The 25,105-nt window shown below is 35.7% G+C and carries 29 protein-coding genes; all 29 read right to left on the reverse strand.

From position 1 onward, the window contains the following. Positions 1-12: 12 nt before the first annotated feature. The 29 genes from BN999_RS02725 to fliE all read right to left on the reverse strand — a co-directional run bounded on the left by BN999_RS02725 (position 13) and on the right by fliE (position 25,094). Positions 13-519, reverse strand: coding sequence for a chemotaxis protein CheD (locus BN999_RS02725; protein ID WP_096269867.1), 507 nt, complete (start codon positions 517-519; stop codon positions 13-15). Then, on the reverse strand, positions 512-1,141 hold the full coding sequence (locus BN999_RS02730; RefSeq protein WP_096269868.1) for a chemotaxis protein CheC: 630 nt from the start codon (positions 1,139-1,141) through the stop codon (positions 512-514). The genes BN999_RS02725 and BN999_RS02730 overlap by 8 nt, the downstream gene beginning before the upstream one ends. A 1-nt stretch (position 1,142) precedes the next feature. After that, complete coding sequence (locus tag BN999_RS02735; protein ID WP_096269869.1) at positions 1,143-1,616, reverse strand: chemotaxis protein CheW; 474 nt, start codon at positions 1,614-1,616, stop codon at positions 1,143-1,145. 27 nt (positions 1,617-1,643) lie between these two features. After that, positions 1,644-3,668 carry a chemotaxis protein CheA gene (locus BN999_RS02740; RefSeq protein WP_096269870.1) on the reverse strand — a complete coding sequence of 675 codons (2,025 nt, stop codon included), beginning with the start codon at positions 3,666-3,668 and terminating at the stop codon, positions 1,644-1,646. A gap of 1 nt (position 3,669) precedes the next feature. Beyond that, positions 3,670-4,722: a protein-glutamate methylesterase/protein-glutamine glutaminase gene (locus BN999_RS02745; protein WP_096269871.1), complete on the reverse strand. Its 1,053-nt coding sequence runs from the start codon at positions 4,720-4,722 to the stop codon at positions 3,670-3,672. Between the two features lie 4 nt (positions 4,723-4,726). Then, positions 4,727-5,596, reverse strand: a complete 870-nt coding sequence (locus tag BN999_RS02750; protein WP_096269872.1) for a MinD/ParA family protein — start codon at positions 5,594-5,596, stop codon at positions 4,727-4,729. Then, positions 5,586-6,710 (reverse strand): flagellar biosynthesis protein FlhF, encoded by a 1,125-nt coding sequence (flhF, locus tag BN999_RS02755; RefSeq protein ID WP_096269873.1) that lies wholly within the window; start codon positions 6,708-6,710, stop codon positions 5,586-5,588. Before flhF ends, BN999_RS02750 begins: the two co-directional genes overlap by 11 nt. Further along, the gene (flhA, locus tag BN999_RS02760) at positions 6,707-8,743 is read right to left on the reverse strand and encodes a flagellar biosynthesis protein FlhA (protein WP_096269874.1); all 2,037 of its coding nucleotides are present in this window, start codon (positions 8,741-8,743) and stop codon (positions 6,707-6,709) included. Before flhA ends, flhF begins: the two co-directional genes overlap by 4 nt. Before the next feature lie 20 nt (positions 8,744-8,763). Beyond that, entirely contained in the window at positions 8,764-9,843 is a 1,080-nt protein-coding gene (gene flhB, locus BN999_RS02765; protein ID WP_096269875.1) for a flagellar biosynthesis protein FlhB, read from the reverse strand. A 3-nt stretch (positions 9,844-9,846) separates the two neighbouring features. Further along, positions 9,847-10,626 (reverse strand): flagellar biosynthetic protein FliR, encoded by a 780-nt coding sequence (gene fliR, locus BN999_RS02770; protein ID WP_096269876.1) that lies wholly within the window; start codon positions 10,624-10,626, stop codon positions 9,847-9,849. Positions 10,627-10,629: 3 nt separating this feature from the next. Further along, positions 10,630-10,899: a flagellar biosynthesis protein FliQ gene (fliQ, locus tag BN999_RS02775; RefSeq protein WP_042144809.1), complete on the reverse strand. Its 270-nt coding sequence runs from the start codon at positions 10,897-10,899 to the stop codon at positions 10,630-10,632. Positions 10,900-10,935: 36 nt separating this feature from the next. After that, positions 10,936-11,601: a flagellar type III secretion system pore protein FliP gene (gene fliP, locus BN999_RS02780; protein ID WP_096269877.1), complete on the reverse strand. Its 666-nt coding sequence runs from the start codon at positions 11,599-11,601 to the stop codon at positions 10,936-10,938. Further along, the gene (locus BN999_RS02785; protein ID WP_255247383.1) at positions 11,594-12,319 is read right to left on the reverse strand and encodes a flagellar biosynthetic protein FliO; all 726 of its coding nucleotides are present in this window, start codon (positions 12,317-12,319) and stop codon (positions 11,594-11,596) included. Before BN999_RS02785 ends, fliP begins: the two co-directional genes overlap by 8 nt. After that, a complete protein-coding gene (locus BN999_RS02790; protein WP_096269878.1) occupies positions 12,291-12,653 on the reverse strand; it encodes a response regulator in 363 nt (120 codons plus the stop codon). Before BN999_RS02790 ends, BN999_RS02785 begins: the two co-directional genes overlap by 29 nt. A gap of 21 nt (positions 12,654-12,674) precedes the next feature. Next, entirely contained in the window at positions 12,675-13,865 is a 1,191-nt protein-coding gene (gene fliY, locus BN999_RS02795) for a flagellar motor switch phosphatase FliY (RefSeq protein ID WP_096269879.1), read from the reverse strand. After that, entirely contained in the window at positions 13,862-14,854 is a 993-nt protein-coding gene (gene fliM / locus BN999_RS02800) for a flagellar motor switch protein FliM (protein ID WP_096269880.1), read from the reverse strand. Before fliM ends, fliY begins: the two co-directional genes overlap by 4 nt. Before the next feature lie 33 nt (positions 14,855-14,887). Then, positions 14,888-15,280 carry a flagellar basal body-associated protein FliL gene (gene fliL, locus BN999_RS02805; RefSeq protein ID WP_306418990.1) on the reverse strand — a complete coding sequence of 131 codons (393 nt, stop codon included), beginning with the start codon at positions 15,278-15,280 and terminating at the stop codon, positions 14,888-14,890. 19 nt (positions 15,281-15,299) lie between these two features. Further along, entirely contained in the window at positions 15,300-15,518 is a 219-nt protein-coding gene (locus tag BN999_RS02810; RefSeq protein WP_096269882.1) for a flagellar FlbD family protein, read from the reverse strand. Between the two features lie 63 nt (positions 15,519-15,581). After that, the gene (locus BN999_RS02815) at positions 15,582-16,718 is read right to left on the reverse strand and encodes a flagellar hook-basal body complex protein (protein WP_096269883.1); all 1,137 of its coding nucleotides are present in this window, start codon (positions 16,716-16,718) and stop codon (positions 15,582-15,584) included. Between the two features lie 74 nt (positions 16,719-16,792). Next, the gene (locus BN999_RS02820) at positions 16,793-17,167 is read right to left on the reverse strand and encodes a TIGR02530 family flagellar biosynthesis protein (RefSeq protein ID WP_096269884.1); all 375 of its coding nucleotides are present in this window, start codon (positions 17,165-17,167) and stop codon (positions 16,793-16,795) included. A 33-nt stretch (positions 17,168-17,200) separates the two neighbouring features. Further along, the gene (flgD, locus tag BN999_RS02825) at positions 17,201-17,674 is read right to left on the reverse strand and encodes a flagellar hook assembly protein FlgD (protein ID WP_096269885.1); all 474 of its coding nucleotides are present in this window, start codon (positions 17,672-17,674) and stop codon (positions 17,201-17,203) included. 8 nt (positions 17,675-17,682) lie between these two features. Next, a complete protein-coding gene (locus tag BN999_RS02830; RefSeq protein ID WP_096269886.1) occupies positions 17,683-18,918 on the reverse strand; it encodes a flagellar hook-length control protein FliK in 1,236 nt (411 codons plus the stop codon). Between the two features lie 31 nt (positions 18,919-18,949). Next, entirely contained in the window at positions 18,950-19,537 is a 588-nt protein-coding gene (locus BN999_RS02835) for a MotE family protein (protein WP_096269887.1), read from the reverse strand. A 13-nt stretch (positions 19,538-19,550) separates the two neighbouring features. Continuing rightward, a complete protein-coding gene (gene fliJ, locus BN999_RS02840) occupies positions 19,551-19,991 on the reverse strand; it encodes a flagellar export protein FliJ (protein WP_096269888.1) in 441 nt (146 codons plus the stop codon). 2 nt (positions 19,992-19,993) lie between these two features. After that, the gene (gene fliI, locus BN999_RS02845; RefSeq protein WP_096269889.1) at positions 19,994-21,313 is read right to left on the reverse strand and encodes a flagellar protein export ATPase FliI; all 1,320 of its coding nucleotides are present in this window, start codon (positions 21,311-21,313) and stop codon (positions 19,994-19,996) included. Beyond that, complete coding sequence (gene fliH, locus BN999_RS02850) at positions 21,310-22,050, reverse strand: flagellar assembly protein FliH (RefSeq protein WP_176481856.1); 741 nt, start codon at positions 22,048-22,050, stop codon at positions 21,310-21,312. Before fliH ends, fliI begins: the two co-directional genes overlap by 4 nt. Next, positions 22,043-23,056, reverse strand: a complete 1,014-nt coding sequence (fliG, locus tag BN999_RS02855) for a flagellar motor switch protein FliG (RefSeq protein WP_096269891.1) — start codon at positions 23,054-23,056, stop codon at positions 22,043-22,045. Before fliG ends, fliH begins: the two co-directional genes overlap by 8 nt. A 13-nt stretch (positions 23,057-23,069) precedes the next feature. Further along, on the reverse strand, positions 23,070-24,650 hold the full coding sequence (gene fliF, locus BN999_RS02860; RefSeq protein ID WP_255247384.1) for a flagellar basal-body MS-ring/collar protein FliF: 1,581 nt from the start codon (positions 24,648-24,650) through the stop codon (positions 23,070-23,072). A 144-nt stretch (positions 24,651-24,794) separates the two neighbouring features. Further along, positions 24,795-25,094, reverse strand: coding sequence for a flagellar hook-basal body complex protein FliE (gene fliE / locus BN999_RS02865; RefSeq protein WP_096269893.1), 300 nt, complete (start codon positions 25,092-25,094; stop codon positions 24,795-24,797). Positions 25,095-25,105 lie beyond the last annotated feature (11 nt).

Here is a 25,105-nt window from a genome sequence, read left to right on the forward strand (position 1 = left end):
TCCATTTTTTAGTTAAATAACATGTTCGCCTTTTGTGATGGTTCTTATTTTTAGTTTCCCTGTTTTGGGATTGAATTCAATAGTTCTGCCGTAACTTCCTCCAACATCCGATGATTCAACCGGTATGTTGTGTTCTTCTAATTTAGTTAAAACCGCTTCTATATTTCTTTTACCAATTCGCATAATGTCATTAGAAGTATTTATTTGAAACATTTGTGCGCCACCAGCTAATTTTGCTTTAAGTTGTGATTTTCTAAGTCCTCTACTGCAAAGTTTATCTACTAGTATGTCAATTGCAGTATCAGCATATTTGTATTGATTTAATGATTCCTGCTTCCCAAGACTAGAATCAGGTAACATAATATGTGCCATACCTGCAATTTCTCTTTGGATATTGTAAATAACAACACCTACACAAGAACCTAAACCCGAAGTCCTAATCATATCAGGGGCAGTCACCACATTTAAATCCGCAATCCCGACTTTTACAATGGACCATTCCTGTGTTTGGCTACTCATGGTCTTGTATTCCTAATGCTTGAAATATTTTTGTGAATGACTCTGGTGATGGCAACAGTAGAAGTTGACCATTAATACCTTGATTACTTTCTTCTGTATCAATTATTTTAGTATTGATAATGATAGCAAAATCATATACCTCAGAAACTTGAAGCAACCCAACAGTAAGTATTGCCCCTGCCATATCAACACTTAAATGAGGGACAGATGGCTGCATATTAATATTGGTGAAATCAGATAGAGCGGTTAGGTATGAACCAGCTAATATATTGCCTGCTTCTTGAAGAGCTGATACTGCCAATTCATCCTGATCTGTAAATGATATTTCGTTATTATTGGTCATTTGTCTTACTAGAGCTTCCGCTTCCTCTAATGTAAATAAAAGATAGACCATACCAGGTGCTTTTCCATGAATTTGAAATAGTATTCCAACAATTAATTGTTCAGGACCCCCAACCATTTCCATTACATCATCGAAAGCAACGATCTCAATACTTGGAACTTCCATATCGACTTTATTACGAATTAACCTGGACATGGTAGTAGCGGCATTACCTGCCCCGATATTGCCTATTTCTTTCAGTGCATCTAGTTGAATAGTTGAGAATTGTTGATACTTCATATTATTGACCTTCTACTGTTTTTAACTCGGTAATTTCCTCAGCAGTTAGTATCTTTCTAAGGTCAAGTAGGATGAGTAGTCGATTTTCTAGTTTCGCCACACCTTCAATATAATCCTGATTAACCACTCCAATCACTTCTGGAGCAGGTTCAATAGTTTGAGTTGGAATATCAATTACATCATTAGCGGCATCCACGATTAGACCTACTTCCATATCATCTAGATAAACGATGATGATACGAGTTGAGTCGTTGTATTCTGTTTCTTCGATTCCTAAACGAGTACGAAGATCGATGATGGGTGTTACAACCCCTCTTAGATTAATAACTCCTTTTACAAATTTTTCCGTGTTTGGTACTCTCGTTATTGATTGAATACGTTCAATAGAACCTATTTGTTGAACGGAGACTGCAAATTCTTCATCTTTTAACTGAAATACAATAACCTTTTTCTCGGTAGTTGTTTCTAAACTCATTGACTGTTTCCCCCTTGGATTACTAACTTATTTAATGATTGAATTACTATCAATAATTAGTGCTACTTGTCCATCACCAAGAATTGTTGCACCTGATATTGCAAAAGTATTACTCAAGTAAGAGCCTAAAGATTTAAGTACAACTTCTTGTTGGCCTATAAAAGAATCAACGACAAGTGCTGCCATTTTTTCCCCTTTTTTAACGATAACTATAGACGTGTACTCATCATCAAGGTTCGTGTTCGGAATATCAAAAACGTCTTTTAGATTCACTAAAGGAACTACTTTTCCTCTAAAATCAATTACTTTTTTATGGTGAGCAGAAAGAATTTGTTCTTTAGAAACAATAGCCGTCTCAATTATCGATGACAATGGTATAGCATACTTCTCTTTATTTAATTCAACCAACAGAACAGAAATTATGGTCAATGTTAATGGTAGTTGAACTGAGAATACAGATCCTTTACCAAGTTCTGAATCAATAGAGATACTACCACCTAAGGATTCTATTGTGTTCTTTACCACATCAAGACCTACACCCCTACCTGAGATATCGGAGATCTTATCTGCAGTGGAAAATCCGCTTTCCATAATTAATTCATAGATTTGTTGATCGGTTAAAGCATCAATTTCTCTTTCGGTTAATAATCCATTATTGATTGCCTTAGATAGTACTTTCTCTTTGTTAATACCAGCCCCATCATCTTCTATCTCAATAAATACATGATTTCCACTATGATAGGCCTTTAATTTAATGGTACCTTTTTCTATTTTCCCTTTTTGCAATCTTTCTTCTGGCGTTTCAATACCATGATCAATGGCATTTCGTAGGAGGTGAACAATCGGATCTCCAATTTCATCAATTACCGTCCGGTCAAGCTCTGTATCTGCACCTATAATTTCAATATCCACTTGTTTCTCGAGATCCCGAGCCAATTTCCGAACCATTCTAGGGAATCTACTAAACACGTGATCAATCGGTACCATCCTCATGGTCAAAATGATACTTTGCAAATCACTTGATACTCTTGACATTCGTTCTACCGTATCTTGTAAATCAGCATTTTTCAAATCTGAAGAAATTTGTTCTAAACGGCCACGATCAATAATTAATTCCTCAAAGAGATTCATTAAAACATCTAATTTATCAATATTAACTCGAATTGTTTTTTGTTGGTTTTTCACAGGTACTTGTAGCTCTTTTTGTTGTTCTTCTTTATCTTTATTAACTGAGTTATGGTCAGTAATTTTATTTACCGATGAGTTACTATCTTTTGATTCACGATATTTTGTTATTGAGAAAGGATGTACCATAACAGATTCAATTTCAGAGACTTTTTTAATTTTTTCTTCTATTTCTTTTGGAGCTTGGTTCGAAACAAGAATAACAGAAAACGTAAATTCAAAGTCTTCTTCTTCTAAGTCACTAACTGGGGGATCCGATTTAATAACTTCGCCGAGCTGTTCTAAAACTTCAAAAACCATGAATACACGAGCACCCTTTAATAGACAATCTTCCCTTAAGCGGACTGTAATTTCAAAGTTCTGGAATCCTCGTTCTTGAGACTCATTCAAGATAGAAAGTTCAAATTCGTCAATATTGGTGAATACACTAGTAGTATGAACAGAAACTTCTTCTTGCACTAAATCTTGTTCTGTATCTTCCAATAATTGTCCTTTCTCAATCAACTGCAACTGTTTTTCGATTCTAGTAATATTATGTGAACCGTCTCCACCACCAGAAATATCATCAACCATAATTTGTAGCTGATCAACTGTTTCAACTAATAGATCTATCATTTCAGATTGAACCCGAACCCGCTCATACCGGATAGCGTCAAACACATTTTCAAGAGTGTGGGTTAATGTGGCTAAATCATTATAGCCCATCGTTGCTGACATACCTTTTAAGGTGTGAGCTGACCTAAAAATCTCCTCAATAATTGTTTTCTCATTAGGATTCTTCTCTAAATCTAGTAATTTTCTATAGAGAGTTTCTATATGTTCCTTACTCTCATCTATAAAAACATCTAAATATTGTGCCGTATCCATTCTAAAACCCCCCGGATCTATTAGTTAGTGCATGAATCATTTCACCCATTTGTTGTATATGAACAATATAATTTACAGCATTTGTTTTTACAGCGGCATTTGGCATTCCATTGATAATAGCTGATTCTTTAGACTCAGCTATTACAGTTGTTTCTGGATCCGTTTTCTTAAGTATTTCAATACCTTTGGAACCATCACTTCCCATCCCAGTAAGGATGACTGCAAGTTTATTCACTTGAGAAAGATTTGCAGCTGATTCTAACATGATATCTACTGCCGGTCTATGACCAGCTCTTAAACTTTCCTGTGTAAGTTCAATTGCATGAACTGTACCAGCCCTTCTTATCTTCATATGGTAATCACCCGGAGCAATATAAATTGTTCTATCTTTAATTATCTCACCATGAGTCGCTTCTTTTATATGTAAATCGGATAGATTATTTAAACGGTCAGCTAGTGACTTCGTAAAACCTGCAGGCATGTGTTGTACCACTAAGACAGGACAAGAAAAGTCTTTAGGTAAATCGAGTATGAGTCGTTGTAAAGCTCTTGGTCCACCGGTTGAAGCACCTATAAATACCATTGTGGTGGGATGCTTTAGCTTTGCCCTATTAATCTTAGGTGAACGCACACTCACATTTGAATCTGATAGATTTACTTTAGAAGCAGCAATTACCTTATTAATAATTTCATGTTCAATTGTTGTAATATCAAGTGAAATCGAACCAGATGGCTTAGGGATAAAGTCTACTGCGCCGTTCGTGATAGCTTTCATTGTATTGATTGTTCCATCCTTGGTCAGACTAGACAACATTACAACGGGTACCGGATGCTGTTCCATAATATGCTCTAAAGCAGTTATGCCATCCATGATTGGCATTTCGACATCAAGAGTGACTACATCTGGTGATAGCTCTATTATCTTTTTTAACCCATCTACCCCATTCCTTGCTGTTGAAATAACTTGTATTCGGTTATCAGTTTCTAATATATCTGAAATCATCTTGCGCATAAATGCAGAATCATCGATTACAATTACACGAATGGGAGTCATAACCTCACCTTCCTCTATTGCCTAAAAGACCTTTTAGTCTTTCCACAAATGTAGAAGATTCCTTTACATTAATGGCTACTTGTCTATCTCGATAGTTTTCAGTTAATTGTTTAATTGATTTTGCAATATTAGATTTATTATTCTGAATTGCAAAAGGAGCTTGTCGAATTACTGCTGACGTTACAGCCTTATCTTCCGGAAGAATCCCAAGAAATTTTATATTAACTCCTAAAAACTGTGCAATAAGTTTTTGGAACCGGTTAACTGTCATCAAGCCCTTCTTTACATTGTCAGAACGATTTAACACAACATATATTGGCATTGTTTTCTTGAAACCAATAATAAATTTTATCATACTATATGCATCAGTTATTGAAGTTGGCTCTGGTGTTGTTATAACAATACATTCATCTGATGCAAGAACAAAATCAATACTTCCGTGTGTAGCTCCAGCACCCATATCAAATATGATATAATCATATTTCTTTATAACTTCATTGTATTGCATTAAGAAATAATCCATTTTTTGTTGATTAATGGAAAATAATGTAGAGAGTCCTGAGCCACCAGCAATGTAATGTAGGTTATTTGGACCTAGTTCCATAATATCATAAATAGGTAATTCGTCCTCTAGCATATCAACAATTGTCTTTTTTGCTTGTAAACCTAGCAAGATGTCAACATTACCCATGCCAATATCCAAATCCACTAACAGGACTTTTTGCCCTTGATTACAAAGTTCTAATGAAAAGTTAACGGCGATATTTGACTTTCCAACACCACCCTTTCCACTAACAAAAGAAATCGTTTTAGCTTGTTTTACATTATTTATTTCGAGCTTTCTTCGTAAACTCTCCGCTTGATCAGGAATCAATTAAATCACCCACTATATAATTACTTATAATTTCTTTTGATGGCTCAACTAAATTATCAGGTACCTCTTGACCATTTGTAATATAAGCAATTCCTTTTTGGTGAGCTAGAGGTAGATTGAGTAAACTACCATACTGTCTAGTTTCATCTACTTTAGTAAATATTAGGGCTTTAATGTTTACATGACGGAAACTGTGATAAATATCGTTAATATCTCTCGGTTTAGCTGTTAAGGAAAGGACGAGATAGTTTTCAACATTTTCTGCCTCAACGATATTTTGAGTTAACTCTTTTACATACTGCTCATCTCGATAATTCCTACCTGCAGTATCAACTAGAATTAAATCGTATCCCTTTAGCTTCTGTATCGCATTACGATAATCCTCTATTGAGTAGACTACCTCAACAGGGGTGTCTAGTATTTTCGCATAAGTTTTAAGTTGTTCAATAGCTGCAATTCGGTACGTATCCATTGTAATAAAGGCTACCTTCCGATTTTCTTGTAATATAGACTTTGCTGCAACCTTTGCCAAGGTTGTTGTTTTTCCCACTCCAGTCGGTCCTACAAAATGAACAACCCTTGCTGTAGGAGAAATTCCTTGAAATGATAGCTCATCTAATTGTGCTTCTATTTCTCTTTTTACTTCAGTTATAATAACGGAAGAGGTTGGAGATACCTGATTTTCTTCTAGCTTCTTTAATACATTTTCAATAATTGTAGTTGCAATGTCTTCCTCAATTTCTTGGTCTAGCAAGTATTGAAAAATGACTTGGAAATCTGGTGCGAATTTAAAACTATTCGCTTGTAATGATTGTTGCTCTAGGATCCGTCGCATATGTTTCATCTCATTAATAAGTTCAGTCTCCATTTGTCCTTTTTGGTTCTTCTCCATAGCCTGGGGATTCTTTAGGGTATTGGTCATCGACTGCTTCTTTGGAACTGGACTTGGATCAAGGGCTGCTACAACTTCTATTTTTCTTTTTTGAAAGAATCCTAAGAAGCCGCCATCTTGAATTTCCTTTGAACTAAGGATAACTGCGTCAGCTCCTAGTTCTTTACGTATCAGTTTCATAGCCTCTGGCATTGTCGGTGCTGTATATTTTTTTACTTTCATGCTACATTCACCACTCCAACACTTTGTACTTGTACTGTCGGTTCTAATTCGTTATACGATAAGACGATTACTTGAGGTAAGAAGCGATCTAGCAATTGTTTTAAATACATTCGAATTGCTGGTGAGCACAAGATAATGGCATTTTCTTCTTGAAGTGTTAATTTCTCCACTTCATCGTTAATTGCTTTGATAATCAATTGTTGTGTTTCTGGGTCTAATGCTAAATAATTACCGTGCTCTGTTGTTTGTATACTTTCAGCAATTTTCTTCTCTACTTTACCGGAAACTGTAATTACCTTCATCGAATTATCTGGATTAGCATACTGCTTAGTTAATTGAGAAGAGAGTGCTTGTCTAACATATTCTCCTAGTAGTTCAGGGTCATTTGTTAACTTACTAAAATCGGCTAATGTCTCAAAAATAATAGGTAAGTTACGAACAGAGACATTTTCTCGTAATAATTTTGCCAAGACCTTTTGTATATCCCCAATTGCAAGTGGTTCCGGTGTAACCTCTTCCACTAAAATTGGATAATTTTCTTTCAAATGGTCGACAAGCTCTTTCGTTTCCTGTCTTCCTAATAGGGTATGCGCATGGCGTTTAATTACCTCTGTAATATGTGTAGAGACTACAGAAGGTGGGTCAACTACCGTATAACCTGATAATTCGGCTTCATCTTTAAGGTCTTCACTAATCCATTTGGCAGGTAAACCGAATGCTGGTTCCATCGTATCTATACCTTCAATTAAGTCGTTATCCATATCGGGAGTCATTGCTAAATAATGATCAAGAAGTATCTCACCAGTAGCAACTTCATTACCTTTTACTTTTAAACGATACTCATTTGGATTCAATTGGATATTATCCCGAATGCGTACAACTGGAATAACGATACCAAGTTCAATTGCTAATTGCCTACGAATCATTATTACACGATCAAGCAAGTCCCCACCCTGTTTAGTATCAACTAAAGGAATAAGGGCATATCCGAATTCAAATTCAATCGGATCCATACTAAGTAAGTTGATGACATTTTCTTGGGTCTTCATTGCTGTACCTTCCGCTTGTTCTTCTTCTTCCTCAGTCTCCACAATAGGCTGCTTCTGTCTTTGCATCATTAGAAAAGCACTTCCAGCAAGTACTACAGCAATTGTTGTGGTAAGAAAAAAGTTTATCGGAGTTAAACCTAATAAGAATATTGTACCCGCAGCTATAAATAATAACTTTGGATATTGTACTAATTGTTGGGCAACATCCGTACCTAAGTTATTACCTGTCGCGGAACTACGTGTTACAACTATCCCAGTAGCTGTTGAGATTAATAATGCAGGAATCTGACTCACTAACCCATCACCCACAGTTAATCTCATATACGTGTCAATTGCTTCCCCGAAGGAGAATCCCATTTGAGTCATACCAATAATCAATCCAAAAATTATGTTAATAAGTACGATAATAATCCCTGCAATCGCATCTCCCTTAACAAATTTACTGGCACCATCCATTGAACCATGAAAATCCGCTTCATTTTCAACCTTTTTACGTCTATCTTTCGCTTCCTGTTCGGAAATAAGCCCTGCATTTAAATCTGCATCAATACTCATTTGCTTACCAGGCATTGCATCCAAGGAGAATCTGGCTGCTACTTCTGATACACGTTCAGATCCCTTTGTAATAACTAAAAAGTTAATAATAACTAATATAATGAAAACAACAAATCCAACTAGTGGATTATCCCCAATTACAAAGGTACCAAATGTATCTACTACTCCCCCTGCATCCGCTTCACTTAAAATGGATCTTGTCGTAGAAACATTAAGTGCAAGCCTAAACAGTGTTAGTAACAAAAGAAGCGTTGGGAAAACCGAAAATTGTAACGGTTCTTGTGTATTCATGGATACTAAAAGTACAATTAAGGCAAGAATTATATTAATCAAAATAAATACACTTAATAGCCATCCTGGTAGTGGGATGACTAACATTACAACAACTAAAATTACGGCAATTAAAACGGATAAATCACGGGCTTTCATGGATGTCTCTCCTTACCTGCTTAAAGTTTTTTCTCCATTCGATATACATAAGCAAGTACTTCTGCTACTGCTTGATAGAATTCTTCAGGAATTGCCTCACCTATTTCTACTGAGGCGTAAAGCGACCTTGCTAATGGTCTGTTTTCCACTGTCACGACATGATTTGCTTTAGCTATTTCTTTTATTTTAAAAGCAATGTGATCAACACCTTTGGCTATTACATAAGGTGCGCTTGCTTTATTTTCATCATATTTAATGGCAATAGCAAAATGCGTCGGGTTGGTAATAACTACATCCGCATTTGGAATCTCACTCATCATACGACGCATTGCTATCTGCCGTTGTTTTTCCTTAATTTTTGATTTAATCAAAGGATCCCCTTCGATATTTTTATATTCATCTCTAATATCTTGTTTAGACATACGGATATTTTTTTCAAAGTCAAAGCGTTGGTATGCATAGTCAAAAACTGCAAGTATCAGTAAAGCGATAGTAGCTGCAATTCCCATAATAAGGGTAACTCTTCCAAAAAAAGAAAGTGCACTTTCTACATTTTTAAAGGCAACCATCATCATTTCGTCTTTATACATCCAGATGACGAAGAATGTAACCGTTCCAATAATCACAATTTTCAAAAGAGACTTAAGCAACTCCACTAGTGCTCGAATTGAAAAAATACGCTTAGCTCCTTGGATTGGATCAATTTTCTTCAAATCGAATTTTAAAGGCTCTGTTGTAAATAAAAAACCAATTTGCATTAAATTAGATGCAACTCCTGCAATTATGGCAATCAACATGACTGGTCCTACGATTTTCGCAAACTGGATAATACTTTCAGTAAAGATTTGAAATACGGAGGTCTCTGTAAGCTCCCAGTTTAGATATTCAGTAAATGTATGTTGGAATAATGCAAGCATATTATCCTTCATTAAACCAGCAAATACCGCCATTAAGATAAATACGAACAACAATAGAAATGCGGTATTTACATCTTGACTTTTGGCTACTCTTCCCTTTTTTCGTTCATCATTTCTTCGTTTAGGGGTTGCTTTTTCTGTTTTTTCACCTGCAAAATATTGTAAATCCAACTTAAGTTGCAAAACTTAAGCACCCCCAAATAACTTCATAAGTCCTTGCATCCCTGAAAACATCGCTTCAAATAGATTTTTTGCAAGAATGATATATAGACTAAGAAAGACTAAAATAGCTACAAAACTTACCAATATTTTCAATGGTAATCCGACTACAAATACATTAAGCTGCGGTACTGTTCTCGATATAATTCCTAAAGCAACATCAACTAAAAATAAGCACCCAACAATAGGTATTGATATTTGGAAAGCTATCAGAAACATATTATTGAACACTTTTATAACAAATTCTGCGATATTACCATCATGAAATGGTATAAAGGCATCTAATGGTATAAATGTATAGCTATTAACAATCCCATCTATTAATAAATGATGACCATCAACCGATAATAAAAATAAGAGTGCAATAATATAAAAGTACTGTCCAGTAAGTGGACTTTGTGCACCAGTCTGCGGATCCATTACATTAGCGATTGCAAAGCCCATTTGGAAATCGATAAACCCTCCAGCAACTTGTACGGCAGAAATAATGATATAGCCAATAAGTCCTACTAACACACCAACAAGAAGCTCTTTTATAATCATAAAGAAATACATCTCATCAATGACAATTGCAGTTGTATCGACTGTATATAGGATAATAAAAGCTAAAAAGACGCTTATCCCAATTCGAAAAGGTAATGGAATGGTACGATAAGAAAATAAAGGCATCGTAACAAAGAATCCTAATACACGTACCAAAATCAGTAAAAATATTGGTAAACTATTGACATTAATTAACTCTAACATGATTTATCCTGCAAACCGATTCAAGTTTTGAAATATATCTGCTGTGAATTCTACTATAGTAGAAAGCATCCATGGACCAAAAAATAACACACCAACTAAAACAGCTACAATTTTCGGGATAAAAGCAAGGGTTTGTTCCTGAATCTGAGTGGTTGCTTGAAAAATACTTACCAGTAATCCAACTGCAAGGGCCAAGATTAGCAGTGGACCCGTAATAAGAAGTACAGTATATATTCCTTTCTCTGCTAAAGCTAGAACAAATTCACTACTCATCCTTTTAACCCCTCCTTTAAATTAGCTCATCTTTAGTTAGTAACCTGTTAGTAATGAGTGTGTAATTAAATACCAACCATCTACCATGACAAACAGTAATATTTTAAATGGTAAGGAGATCATTACCGGTGGTAACATCATCATCCCCATTGACATTAAGATACTCGCTACTGCCATATCAATAATTAAAAATGGTATAAATATCATAAATCCCATTTGAAAGGCTGTCTTTAATTCACTGATTGCAAATGCTGGTACTAATGCAGTTAGAGGTATATCCTGAATACTTTCTGGTGTCTCTATTTCTGCATAGCTCAAAAACAATGCTAAATCCTTTTGCCTAGTGTGTTCAGCCATGAATTCCTTCATTGGTGCACTTGTAAGTTCGTATGCTTCATCTAGCGTAATCTCTTCATTAAATAATGGCTGTAATCCTTCTTCATAAACCTCACTAAAAGTTGGTGCCATAATAAAGAAAGTTAAAAATAATGCTAGTCCAATTAAGACTTGATTCGGTGGCATTTGCTGTGTTGCAAGGGAAGTTCTAACAAATGACAAAACAATAATAATTCGTGTAAAACTTGTCATTAATATTAAAATCCCGGGTGCCAATGAAAAAACAGTTAACAGTAATATTAGTTTTATGGATGTTGAAACATTGGTAGGATCTGAACTAGAAAACATATCGATAAATTCATTCATGTTTATCTTCCTTCTCGGTATGCTTATTCATTAAACTCTTTCTGTTTTGCTTTAACTTTTCTAGTTCGTTCGAAAAAAGATTTTTGAAATCCACACCAGTACCGCTATCCTCTGAATTTGATTTACTTTTGAATATAGAAAGGATATTCTCTGGTTTAAATTCAGGTTGTTCTTGATAGCTCTTCATAATCTCCTCTTTCAAATCCTCATCTTCTAACACCTCAAGAAGTTGAACATTTTCTCCTACCCCAACTAGATATAACTTATTACCAACACGAACAATTTGTATAGATTTACTTGGACCAACTGCAATGCCACCAAGATTTTCTAATGCTCTAACTTTATTAAAAATTTTATTACGTTTATTCAGGAACTTTAGTAATAAATAAATAAGTGCAAGAATCAAGAATAAAGCAAAAACCATTTGTATTAAATTAAAAATTAAGGAACTATTATTTAAAGCCTCGTCCTCGGAAGAGCCAGAATTAACCTCTTCAGGAGATAGTATACTGTCATCAGTTTCTGGGCTTTCATTACCTTTTTGCTCAGAGTCTTGATCACTATTTTCAAACATGTCTTTCACTGTATCTCCATCAGCTTGAACATATATAGGGGATACTAAGAGGAATAAAACAAACCCAATAAGCATCCCCAACAATTTTTTATTACGCAACTTTTTCACTCGTTTCTTAATCCAAGGCTTTCTGGATAGCTTCAATTACTCTATCTGCTTGGAACGGTTTCACAATAAAATCCTTTGCACCAGCTTGAATAGCATCAATAACCATTGCTTGCTGCCCCATCGCAGAACACATAATAACTTTAGCATTTGGATTTACTTCTCTAATATTCTTAAGAGCAGAAATTCCATCCATCTCAGGCATCGTTATATCCATTGTTACTAAGTCCGGTGTCAATTCCTTATATAATTCCACCGCTTGCATACCATCTTGGGCTTCTCCTACTACTTCAAAACCATTTTTTGTTAAAATATCTTTAATCATCATTCGCATAAAAGCGGCGTCATCTACAATTAGAATGCGTTTACTCATGTCAACTTCCTCCTTGTTTGTTTATTTCAGCTTCAAAAGTCTATCGGATTGACTAATAATATCTGTCACTCTTACTCCAAAATTTTCATCAATAACAACTACTTCACCTTGAGCGATTAATTTCTCATTTACTAAGATATCAACGGGCTCTCCAGCGAGTTTATCTAATTCAATAATAGATCCTGAAGTTAAATCTAAGATATCTTTAACACTTCGCTTCGTTCTCCCTAGCTCAACCGTAACCTTTAGTGGTATATCAAGTAGCATATCAAGGTTTCTATGTTGATTAACAATCGGTTCTTGTGGTTCGAAGCTTGAGAACTCCGCCCCTTGTATATTTGTTTTATTAAGGCTAGCTGTATTCCCAACCATTTGCGGTTCACTTTGACTTGTAAATTGAGTGTTGCTTAGAACTTGTGACTGCTCCATCATGGTTGCTTCAGGTTGTATGTTTTCTTGGTACATAAATGGTTTCTCCAAAGGTTCTACTGCTACAGCTGACTCCATTTGACTGCCTTGATTCAAATGTAATAGTTCCTCAACCAATTGTTTTGCAAATTGAACTGGCATCAATTGCATGATATTGGAATCAATTAAATCACCAACTTTTAGTTGGAAGGAAACTTTTACACAAACATCATCAGTAGATTTTTCTGCGCTATCTCCTACTCTTGCCTGTGAAATAGACGGTGGTGAAATATCAACTCTCTTTTCAAAGACGGTTGACATACTTGTTGCTGCAGCACCCATCATTTGATTCATTGCTTCTTGAACTGCACTTAGATGAATCTCATTTAAATCACCGAATGGACCTTGTCCTGTACCACCTAGCATGATATCTGATATTACTGCTGCGTCATCTTTCTTAATGATGAGAACATTTTTACCAGTAAAGCCTTCTACATAATTAACTTGGATACTTACATGCTCAAATTGAAAGACGTCTTGTTTTTCATTGTTAGAGATTATATCAACTTTAGGAGTTGTAATTTCCACCTTTTGATTCAGAAGCGTTGAAAGTGTAGTTGCAGAGCTTCCAAATGAAATGTTTCCAATTTCACCTAGTGTATCAATCTCTATCGTTGTAAGGTAATCACTCATAGTAAGAGTAGCGTTTGTTTGTTCACTTTGATTGCTATCGGAATCCTCATCTGCTCCTATCTTTAATAGAGCATCAATCTCATCCTGGGAAAGCATTCCATCACTCATCATTGTTCAACTCCTCCCTTTATTTCTTCCAACACCTGTACAGAAAGTTTATTTTTGTATTTTCCAGGTTGAATATGGAATTTAGGTTCATCATTTATCTTTAAAAGTAAAGGTTTCTCTATTGGTTGTTCTAAAGCTATTACGTCATCTGAACGTAAATTTAAAAATTGCTCAATACTGATGAATGTTTCACCTAGTATTGCCTTTGCATCGACATGTACCTTTTCAATACTTTCCGCTAGCTTTTCAGCTGCCTCTGGGTCACGTTTTTTAGCAGAGGTTTGCATCCAGTATTGGACAGAAAGTCTTGATATTATAGGTTCTAATACGATATGCGGAATACAAATATTTATCATACCACTCACTTCACCAATGGCTGTGTTAAATGACACAACAACAACCGTCTCATTTGGGGAGACCATCTGTAAAAATTGTGGATTGATTTCCATTTCATCTAATTCTGGCTCGATTGATATAAGTGAGGACCAGGCCTCTTTCAAGCTGATAGTAGTTTTTTCAAACAGTTGCGAGATTAGAATTGATTCAATCTCGGTTAATTTATCAATTTTATTAAATGAATCCCCTCTACCACCTAGTATTCGATCAAGCATACCATAGGCGATGTTTGGATTTACTTCCATAATGATTTTCCCGTCTAATGGTGCAACATTATAGATATTCAAGACTGTCACTTTAGGTATGGACCTAATGAATTCTTCATATGGAATCTGGTCGACAGATGCAACCGTAATATTTACATACGTTCTAAGTTGGGAAGAAAATAAGGTAGTTAAGCTCCGCGCAAAATTTTCATGAATTCTACCTATACTTCGAATTTGATCTTTTGAAAACCTTAGAGCACGTTTAAAATCATAAACACGAACCCTTTTTTCATTTTCTTCTTTTTTTAATTCTTCTGCATCCATATCTCCAGTTGTTAATGCTGACAAAAGGGCGTCGATTTCATTTTGCGATAGAACTTCATCTGCCAAGATTTACTCACCTCCAAACAGGAGTAATTAAATTTACTGTAAGATTTTACTAATTGTATACACATCGATAATAGAACCCTCTGTCATCACTTTATTGAGTTCAACTTTTAGGATATCTTCAACATTAGAAAGCCCAGATTTAAAGGCTTCTTCATCCATTGTTGCTAATTCTTTAATTAAAATGTTTTTCACTTGAAATTCACGTTTTGCAATCTCTTGTTTTGCGTCTTTGCTATCAGTTACGATTTGGAACTGAATACGAACAAAACTTCCATCACTTAAATCAGTAGTAATCTCTGGAGTTTGATATGAATATTCGATAATTTCATCAATAGATGGTTCCCCGTTATCATTCTTCTTATCTAAGACATTAAGAATGATGACAGCTGCTACAGCACCAATTAAAACGATAATTAATAAAGACAAAAGCGTGATTTTTAAAAATTTATTCACTTGAATTCCCCACCTCACTTAGTGAATGTACAATCCCTATTCGTTGATAGAAAGAAGTTATGAGTTGAACTACTTCGGTCTCTGGTTCTTTGACAACTACTTTCTTACCATTTAATAGAGTTATAGTAGTATCTGGGTATGATTGTATTTGCTCAATCATAAATGCGTTTATAGTAAATGAAGCACCGTTTAAACGTGTAAGTTTAATCATAAATGGGAAGAAGATGTCTCAGTGGCATGAGGAATCGCCCTGAGACATCAACCTACCTCCTTATTATCGTTTTAAGTTTACAAGTTCCTGTAGAATTTCATCTGATGTTGTGATGATTCTAGTATTAGCTTGGAATCCACGTTGAGCAGTAATCATTTCAGTAAATTCTTCCGCAAGGTCCACGTTAGACATTTCTAATGCACCACTTACGATAGAAGCACCTTCTGACTCAGGGATCACTAATCCTGTGTATCCTGCGTTAGTACTATTTAAGAATAAGTTGCTACCTGATTTCTGAAGACCAGCTGGATTTGAAAAGTTCGCAATTGCAATTTGACCTGCAATTTGTGTATTACCATTTTCATCAACATAGTTTACTATTCCGTTTGTTTGGACACTAAAGCTCTGTGCGTTTGCAGGAATATTGATAGGACTTGTTAAGTTGTAATTGATATCGGAAATTTCAATTGGTTCAGCTGTAGCATTTTCCCCTCCGAATTCAGTTGGTAATTGTACTGATACATTATCGTTTACATCCGTCGTAACAACAACTTCGTAAGTCTCATAACCATTCGTCATAGAATATCTCTCGATTCGCTCACCATTAGGTCCAGTTTCAACGGTAGGAGCTGCTACATTTTCATCCGAGATTCCTTGACCATTAGAATTTACAAGATTAATAGATGTTACACCGTTTACAGTTCCAATGGTTACATAATTACCAGTAGAATCCTCTGCTAGAATCCCTGTCCCTTCAACCTTGGCAAATCCCATTAAGTATAAACCCTGTGGATTAACAATATTACCTTGCTCATCTAGGTAAAAGTTACCCGAGCGAGTATAGGAAACATTCGAATTTTCAAGACTACCTGGTACCAGGTCACTTGCTACTACAAACATACCGTCGCCCTCTAAAGCAAAGTCTAACGGATTATTAGTAGTCTGACGGAAACCTTGGGTATGAATATTATCAATAGATCCTAATTGTGAACCTAAACCAACCTGTGCTGGGTTAACCCCACCACGAGTTGCAGTTGGGCCTTGAGCACCTGATGTCATTTGACTCATCATATCCTGAAAAGTTACTCGGCCTTTCTTAAAGCCAGAAGTATTGACATTGGCAATATTATTACCAATAACATCTAATTTTGTTTGGAAGTTTTTCATTCCAGAAATACCTGCATACATTGAACGTAGCATATTTATTCTCCCCTTTTTGGTTGTATGTGCTGTATCAGTCAGTCAACAGCTTTGGCCTCCCAATTGGGTCCAGCCTATTCGTTAATTAAAATGGTTCCATTAATATTGGTAAAAATTCTGTTAGAAGCTTCTTCTAGATTCATTGCAGTAACTACCGTGTTGTTTTTTGCACTAACAAGTAACGCTGCATTGTTCATTACTACAAGAGAGTCAATAACACCCTTTTGTTTTGCTTCTGATACCTTGTCATTTATAAGTTGCCACTGTTGGTCATTTAAGTGAATGTTTCTTTCTTGTAATCGCTCACTCGCATGCTTACTAACCTTTAGTTCCTGCTGCTCTTGTAACATCGTTTTAAAGTCAAGGCTAGTATTTGCAGTCTTTATATTTTGCTTAGTTGGGAACTGTAACGCATGTTGTCTAGGTACCTGATGGATTCGATGATCCATAAATTTCACGTCCTTTTTCAGATACTATTCAGTCTAGTTTTGATTGTCATTAGAGTCTTCTTCAGTTTTCTTTTCACTCGCCCTTGCCTCAAGTATTAAGTCTGCATATACACTGTCTCCATTAGTCAATTCTAGTACCGCATAACCATTACGCTGACTTACCGATACTACCTCACTTGAAAGGACTTCTGACAATTCACCAGTCTCTTCATCCATAGTTTGGTAGGATACCGTTTTACCAATCATATGGCTGTACTGAATAATAGGATTTAATTGTTGATTACTTACCAAATTATTTATTGCGGTAGACATATTCATTACTTGTTCTAGTGAAGAAAACTGAGCAAGTTGTGAAATAAATTCGCGATCTTCCATTGGGTTCGTTGGGTCTTGATGTTGAATTTGGGTCATTAATATTTTTAAAAAATCATCTTTACCTAGTTCATTACTAGGAACTCTTGTTTTAGTTTGATTTTTTAAGTATAGCGATGGATCAATTGTAGTCATTATTACACCTACACTTTCACGTTTTGAAGCAATTCATCTAGATGTGCTTCAAAATCACTCTCATTAGAATTATTTCCTTGTTGATTCGTTTCATCTGATTGACTTTGACTTTGATTTTGGTCTTGGCTATGAAGTGATTGTTCATCACTGTCTTTAGTTTGATTCTGAGTTTGACCTGCACCTAAATCCTGTCTCTCAATAACTACTTGTTGGGGTGAAAACATATGCCTTAGCTGGTTGATGTTCGATTCTAGCATTTCTTTAGCAGCTTGTGAGGTTACCACTATTTTCACCGTCATCTCACCATTAATTTCTGTCAAACGAACCATCATTTCTCCTAAATTATCAGGTCGTAATGCAATTGATAATTGGTTTACCCCGTTAGGCATGGATAAGAACTTACTTGTTTTCATTACTTGTTGAAATTGTTCAATCAGCTGACTCTCTACAGCCCCTGGATTTTGATTTTGATTAACATAAATGACGTATTGTTCTAACTTTGGCATTGGTACATTAGTTTGAATGTTTATATGTTGAACTGATGTTGTACTATCATTTCTAGACTGATTTTGAAGTGCGTGCTCCATCCACTTGACCACATCCTTAGATGTTACTTCGGATTCACTTTGATAATGTTGCCTAGAAGTTAATTTACTACGATTCTGGTAGGATAATAGGATCTCATTCCAAGTTTGATTGACCTTCAGACTCGTCGATTCTACACCTTCTTGAATTTCACTAGCATGAATTAACTTGTTCTCCAATCCAGTCCACTGCTTTAATAGTTCAAGTATCTTAGGAGCTACTTTTCGAATATCGTCCTGATTGTTTATTTCCGATAGAAGACTTTCAAACTTTGACATAATGTTTGCTAGTTGTTGCTTAATGGCACCAAATGACTCTGCATCTAGCTGCTTAATACCCTGTACTGATTGCAATTCTGCTAAAATTGCGGGATTTACCACAACACCATCAGCAAACATTTGTTCCAAATTAGGTTCTAACATCTCTTCACTAGAGGTAAGCTCTGCTAACCTGGTGTCTTCACTAATCCCTGAAAGTAATTCTAACAATTTGTTTAAATTACCTGAATTAGCTATTAGATCTTCATTTATTCCCATTCCCTGTTGTTGTAGTACTTGTGAAAACGGAATTGATGTCTCTCCATTTTGCATTTTAACCTTCAAGGAAGTATTTTTATCACCAACTAACGGAGATGGAACAAACATTCCTATCGCATTCATTTTTTCACCTCCCTTCAAATGTTAATTCACTCTAATCTGAATCGATAAATCGCTTTGTAATAATCGCTGCCTTTTCTGGATTCATGCTTTCCATAACTAGACCACGATCTTGATTTGACATTTCACTTAAAATAAGAAATGCAGCTTCTGTATCAAGTTGCTCTAATATCAATGCAGCTTGCTCATTTTTCATTTTTGTAAATGAGCTCGAAATCTCTTTAACTGTTTTTTCTGTTTCTTGTTCATCTGGACTTTGTCGAGCTACATTTAAATCTCTTTCAAGCTTTGTAATTTGTTGTTCTAATCTTTCAATTGTTCCTTCAAGATTTAACTTTTCTTGGCTAAGTTTTTCAATTTCTGTATCTTTTGCATCAATTCTTTCTTGAACACTTTTCTCTTTTTCCAATTCTCTTGCCTCATCGTCTGTCGTAATAATGGAAGAAAGTACAGGGATATTATTCCCTGTTTTCTTTGCCCAATCTACTACGTCAACTCCAACCACTGCGAACACGATTATTGTTAATGTTATTGCAATAATTACCGGAATAACGATGGCAAATAAGAACCATACAAATGGATTCATTTTTTCTTTTTCTTCTATTAATCTTTGTTTTGCCATTTAAACTCACCTATTATTTGTGACTAAGATATTGTTGAATGGATACTTCATTCATGAAGGACTCTTCTACTTTTTTCACTTTTTCTAGTAGTTCGCTTGTTCGAAACTCGATAATTTTTTCAAACTTTTTCGTTTCAACATGTGCATCGGATAATACTTGTTGTTTCATTTCCATATTACTTCTCGCATAGCTTACTTTGCCTTGGAGTTCCGCAACTTTTCTTTCTAATGACTCTATATAAGCAAGTTGATCCTGAATAAAATTCAAATGCATATTTGAAGTAAGTCCTTGTTCATAAGACGATTCGGCCGCTTCTTTTTTTCGCAGTAAATCGAGAAGTTCGGTAGCAACCTCTTCAAACACATCAACTGATTTACGATAGGCAAGCTGGGCATCCTGTTTTTCTTTTTCCCGAATATCAAGAATTTTTGTTAAAACTGCAGTCCCTGCCATAATTAACTACCTCCATTAAGTACCCTGTTCAAATGTTCTACTGACTCTTCCAGAGTTACTTTTTCGAGAACACTTTGTTTTAGAAAGGTTTGAAGCTTCGGTTGGTAAAGAATTGCCTTATCAATTTCATGATCTGTCCCACGTTTATAAGCACCGATTTGAATCAAATCTTTATTATCCTCATATTTTGCTAGAAGAGCTCTAGCTTGTTGAGCGGAGTCTAAATGTTCAGTAGTCACGATTTGATTCATGACCCTACTAATGGACTTCAAGATATTTATTGCTGGATATTGACCTTGCTCTGCAAGTTTTCTATCCATTACAAAGTGTCCATCTAATATTCCTCGAACGGTATCAGCAATTGGCTCATTCATATCATCTCCGTCCACCAATACCGTGTAAAATGCTGTAATTGCCCCATATTTATTTGTACCAGTACGTTCCAATAGTTTAGGCAAAATAGAAAAAACAGAAGGGGTGTACCCTTTAGTTGTTGGTGGTTCACCTGTTGCTAGTCCAACTTCTCTTTGAGCCATAGCAACGCGAGTCACAGAATCCATCATGAGATTAACGTTATAGCCTAAGTCTCGGAAGTACTCAGAAATAGCAGTTGCTGTGTAAGCACCTTTAATCCTCATTAAAGCAGGTTGATCTGAGGTTGCAACAACAACAATCGATTTCTTTAATCCCTCTTCACCAAGGTCCTTTTCGATAAACTCACGAACTTCTCTTCCGCGCTCACCAATTAATGCAATAACATTTATATCAGCTTTACTATTTCTAGCAATCATCCCTAGTAGAGTACTTTTCCCTACACCACTTCCTGCAAACAACCCAATGCGCTGTCCTCTTCCTACGGTCAACATTGAATCGATTGCTTTTACTCCAACTTGAATCGGTTCGGATATGGTTGGACGTGCCATAGGATTAGGTGGGGATTGTTCCGTTAAATAATTTGATAATCCTTTTGGCAATTCAGAGCCGTCTAGTGGCCTGCCTAATGAATCAATCACATTACCTATTAAACTTCGACCAACTTTAACAGTTAAAGGTTTTCCAGTAGATTCTACAAGACAACCTGGTCCGATTTCTGCAACCTCGTTATAAGGCATTAAAATGATATTTTCATTACTAAATCCTACTACCTCTGCTAGAACAGGTTGTTTATTTCGGTTTAAAGTTGGATGGATATAGCAAACTTCACCAATATTTGCAGCTGGTCCAATTGACTCAATCATAATCCCAACAACACGTTGTACTTTCCCATAACGTTTATAGAGATCTACATCTTGGATTGCGGTTAGGTATTTCGATAGTTTCATTCTTTTGACTCCATTACAATTTCATGTAAAACCTGTTTTATCTGGTTTAATTGCGTATCGATGCTTGCATCAACTTTCCCAAATGGATGTTCTATAACACAGCTTCCTACATCTAATCTTTCATTAATAAAAATAGAAAGGGTAGCTTTCGAATCAAGAACTTTTTCAAGTTCATTTTTTTGTGTTAATACATGCTCGTAATTGTCTGGATGTAAGAATATAGAGAGTTCTCTTTGATCCTTAATACTTAGAATTGCCTCTTTTACAATTGGCAAGAATGATTCAGGTCTATTTTCTAGTTCTAACTTCATTATTCTCTCTGCAATTTGAATAGCTAAATGCAATATAGTTTCTTCACTTTTATCAATGGTTGATTGATAATCCTTATTAGAAGCAGCTATGATAGTATTTGCTTGTTCAATTAGATGTTTGTACTGTTCAAGACTTTCATCTCTACCTTTAGAAAAACCCTCACGAAAACCTTCTTCTTTTGCTTCTTCTACCAATTGATTCCGTTCCTGGATCCAATTATCTTTTGCTACTTTTATTTGGTTTTCTGTTTCTTTAAGAAGCGTTTCCTGCTGATTTTTTACAAGTTCAAGCTCTTCCTTTGCCTCTTGTATTCTATTTAAATCTTGTTGTAATTGGTTTTCATCATTTTCTTCGTAATCAGCTTTAGGCTGATAAACTGGTTTTAGTTGTATAACCCTTTTGTTTACAGGTTGAGTATCAGACAATGATATCGTCTCCTCCACCACGAGCAATTACAATCTCACCTATATCCTCAAGTCTTCTTATAATTGCTACTATTCGAGTTTGAGCTTCCTCTACATCACGAAGTCGAACAGGTCCCATGTATTCCATTTCATCCTTAAACGTTTCGGCCATACGTTGGGACATATTTTTGAAGACAATTTCCTTAACTTCATCACTAGAAACTTTAAGTGCTAAGCGCAGATCTTCATTTTCCACTTCACGTATAACACGTTGTATGGCACGATTATCGAGAATCACAATATCCTCAAATACAAACATCCGCTTCTTAATCTCATCTGCTAGTTCTGGATCTTGTATTTCCAAAGCATCCAGAATAGTTCTCTCTGTGCTTCGGTCAACTCCGTTTAACACTTCTACAACGGTTTGAATTCCGCCAGTTTGGGTGTAGTCCTCAGCAAATGAAGATGAGATATTTCTCTCTAGTACTTCTTCAACCTGACTAATAATCTCAGGTGATGTGGAATCCATCGTAGCGATTCGTTTCGCAATATCTGCTTGTAATTCCTGTGGTAGAGCAGATAAAATTTGTCCTGCTTGCTCCGGATCCAAATACGATAATACTAGGGCAATCGTTTGGGGATGCTCGTTTTGTATAAAGTTTAATACCTGCTGCGGATCTGCTTTTCTCGCAAAGTCAAACGGCCTTACCTGTAATGAGGATGTCAACCGGTTAATGATATTGCTAGCTTCTTGCTCTCCGAATGCTTTTTCTAATACGGTTTTTGCATAACCGATACCACCTTGGGAGATATAATCTTGTGCAAGAGCTATCTGATGGAATTGTTCAAGTACATCTTCCTTCATGGAAGAATCAACTTTTTTAACAGATGAAATTTCTAAACTAAGCTTTTCAATTTCTTCCTCTGTTAGGTGCTTATAAACTTGCGCGGAGACATCAGGACCTAGAGAGATTAAGAGAATTGCAGCTTTTTGTTTACCAGTTAATTGTGTTTGTTGCCTAGCCATTATTCAAAACCTCCTAATCTTCCCCAATCCAGCCTCGAAGCAGTTTCGCAAATTCTTCTGGTTTGTCTTTTGCCATTTTTTCTAATTGTTTTCTACGTTGAATTGATTCAGTCTCTTCTGTTACCTCAGGTATACTTTCAATAGATTCAGTAACAAATGCCTCTTGACGAATCTCTTCAACTTGATTCTTAGGTTTTCTTACAAACAATAAAATAATCAAGATAATAATTATTACTAGAAGAACTGCACCGACAATATACATCCAAAGTGGAATCTGAAATCCAGGTTCTTGGATAGCGGTATTGCTACCACTAAATTCTTGGAAAACAATCGATGTTTTTTCTTCTGGTACTATATCTCCATATCCAGCATCGATAGAAGTTGTAATAATAGAATTTAAGATAGAAGTAATCCCATCCTCAACAACCATCATATCCTGCTGAGATAAGTATTCTGTATCATCATTAGTCCGACTTTTGACATTATCAACCGCTACCTGTATTCCTAGGTCACGAACTTTATAAGGACTTTCTACAATTTCCTTATGGATACGATTAAATTCATTATTTATTGTTTCTTTGATGTATTCGTAATCACCATTTTGACCTTCTTCTGCACCAGGATAATTCGCTATATCACCATCACCAGTAGCTGGGACACCTCCTGCATTTGCACCCTCGCCAGAATACGTCTCACGAATTGTTTCAATACTAACTGGTAAACCTTCCATATTCTCTGGGTCTGCCGGTTCAACAATTTCTTCTACTCGATTTTCTTGAGTGAAGTCGATGTCTGCAGTAACTGAAACGATAACATTGTCCATACCTACCATTGTTCCAAGCATTTGCTGTACTCTTCGCTGAAGATCACGTTCAATATCTTTTTTCACAGTCTGTTGATAAGTATAGGCATCCTGAAATCCCGGAGAATTCTGAGAATTCTGGTCATAGTATTCAAAATACTGATTCATAATGGTAATATCTTCTGGTTGAAGATTTGGAACAGCCTTCGACACTAGTTGATACAGAGAATTTATTTGATTACCTTCAAATCGATATCCAGGTGCTGTTTCAATTACGATTGACGCGCTTGTAGGTTGAGTCGCCTCATTTACAAAGACCGGCTCCTTGGGCATATTAATCATAACCGTAGCGTCATTAATCCCATCAATACTCTTAATTAGGTTCGCAAGTTCAGTTTGCATAGCATCAAGCTTCATGATGTTAAATTCATTATCAGTAATCCCCCATGAAGAGTTTTCACTAAAGAATGAATAATCAATACTGCCACTGTTTGGAATCCCTAGTCCCGCTAAATCAACTAACAATCCGTCAGCTTGTTCACTAGGAACCATTATAGTTGTTCCGCCCTTATCCAGCTCAAATGGAATGCCTCTAGTTTCTAGTTCTGTCTTTATTTGGCCAACTTCCTGCAAGGATAAATTATTATATAATGGCACATATTTTGTATTCGTCGTAAATAATGAAATGACTGCTACTAAAGCAATAACCGCTACGATCGAACCTATTAATAAACCTTTTTGACTTTTCGACCGTTTGGACCAAAAAGTTCTTGCTGTTTCCTTTAATTTCATTATTTTTTCGTTATTCATGTACTCCCCCGCCAAATTCCAAACAATATAATAAAAACCTTCATATCACTTTATTAATAATACAGTTGTAAATTTTATTAATTTTATTAAAACTTTGTAAAAGTTTCCGATATATATGATAGAAGGTTATACTTGCATTCTCATTATCTCGTTATAAGCATCAATTGCTTTACGTTGTACTTCAACAGTCGCCTGTAATGTAATACTAGCCTTCTGTGCCGTTATCATAACATCATGCAAGTCATCAATTTTCCCTAATGCAAGAGCCTCTGTTTTCTTATCAGATAAGACCTGTAAGTCATTTACATTGCTTATTGCATTTTTAAGCACATTCGCAAAACTTGCTTGTGCTTTTCCTGGTGAAGTCTTAAGTGTATTTACATCTTTAACTGCACTAGTATTTATTCCATTTATAGCAAGATTCATTTGTCTACTCC

Origin of the sequence: Paucisalibacillus globulus, from assembly GCF_900184735.1 — a bacterium.
Lineage (GTDB): Bacteria > Bacillota > Bacilli > Bacillales > Amphibacillaceae > Ornithinibacillus > Ornithinibacillus globulus_B.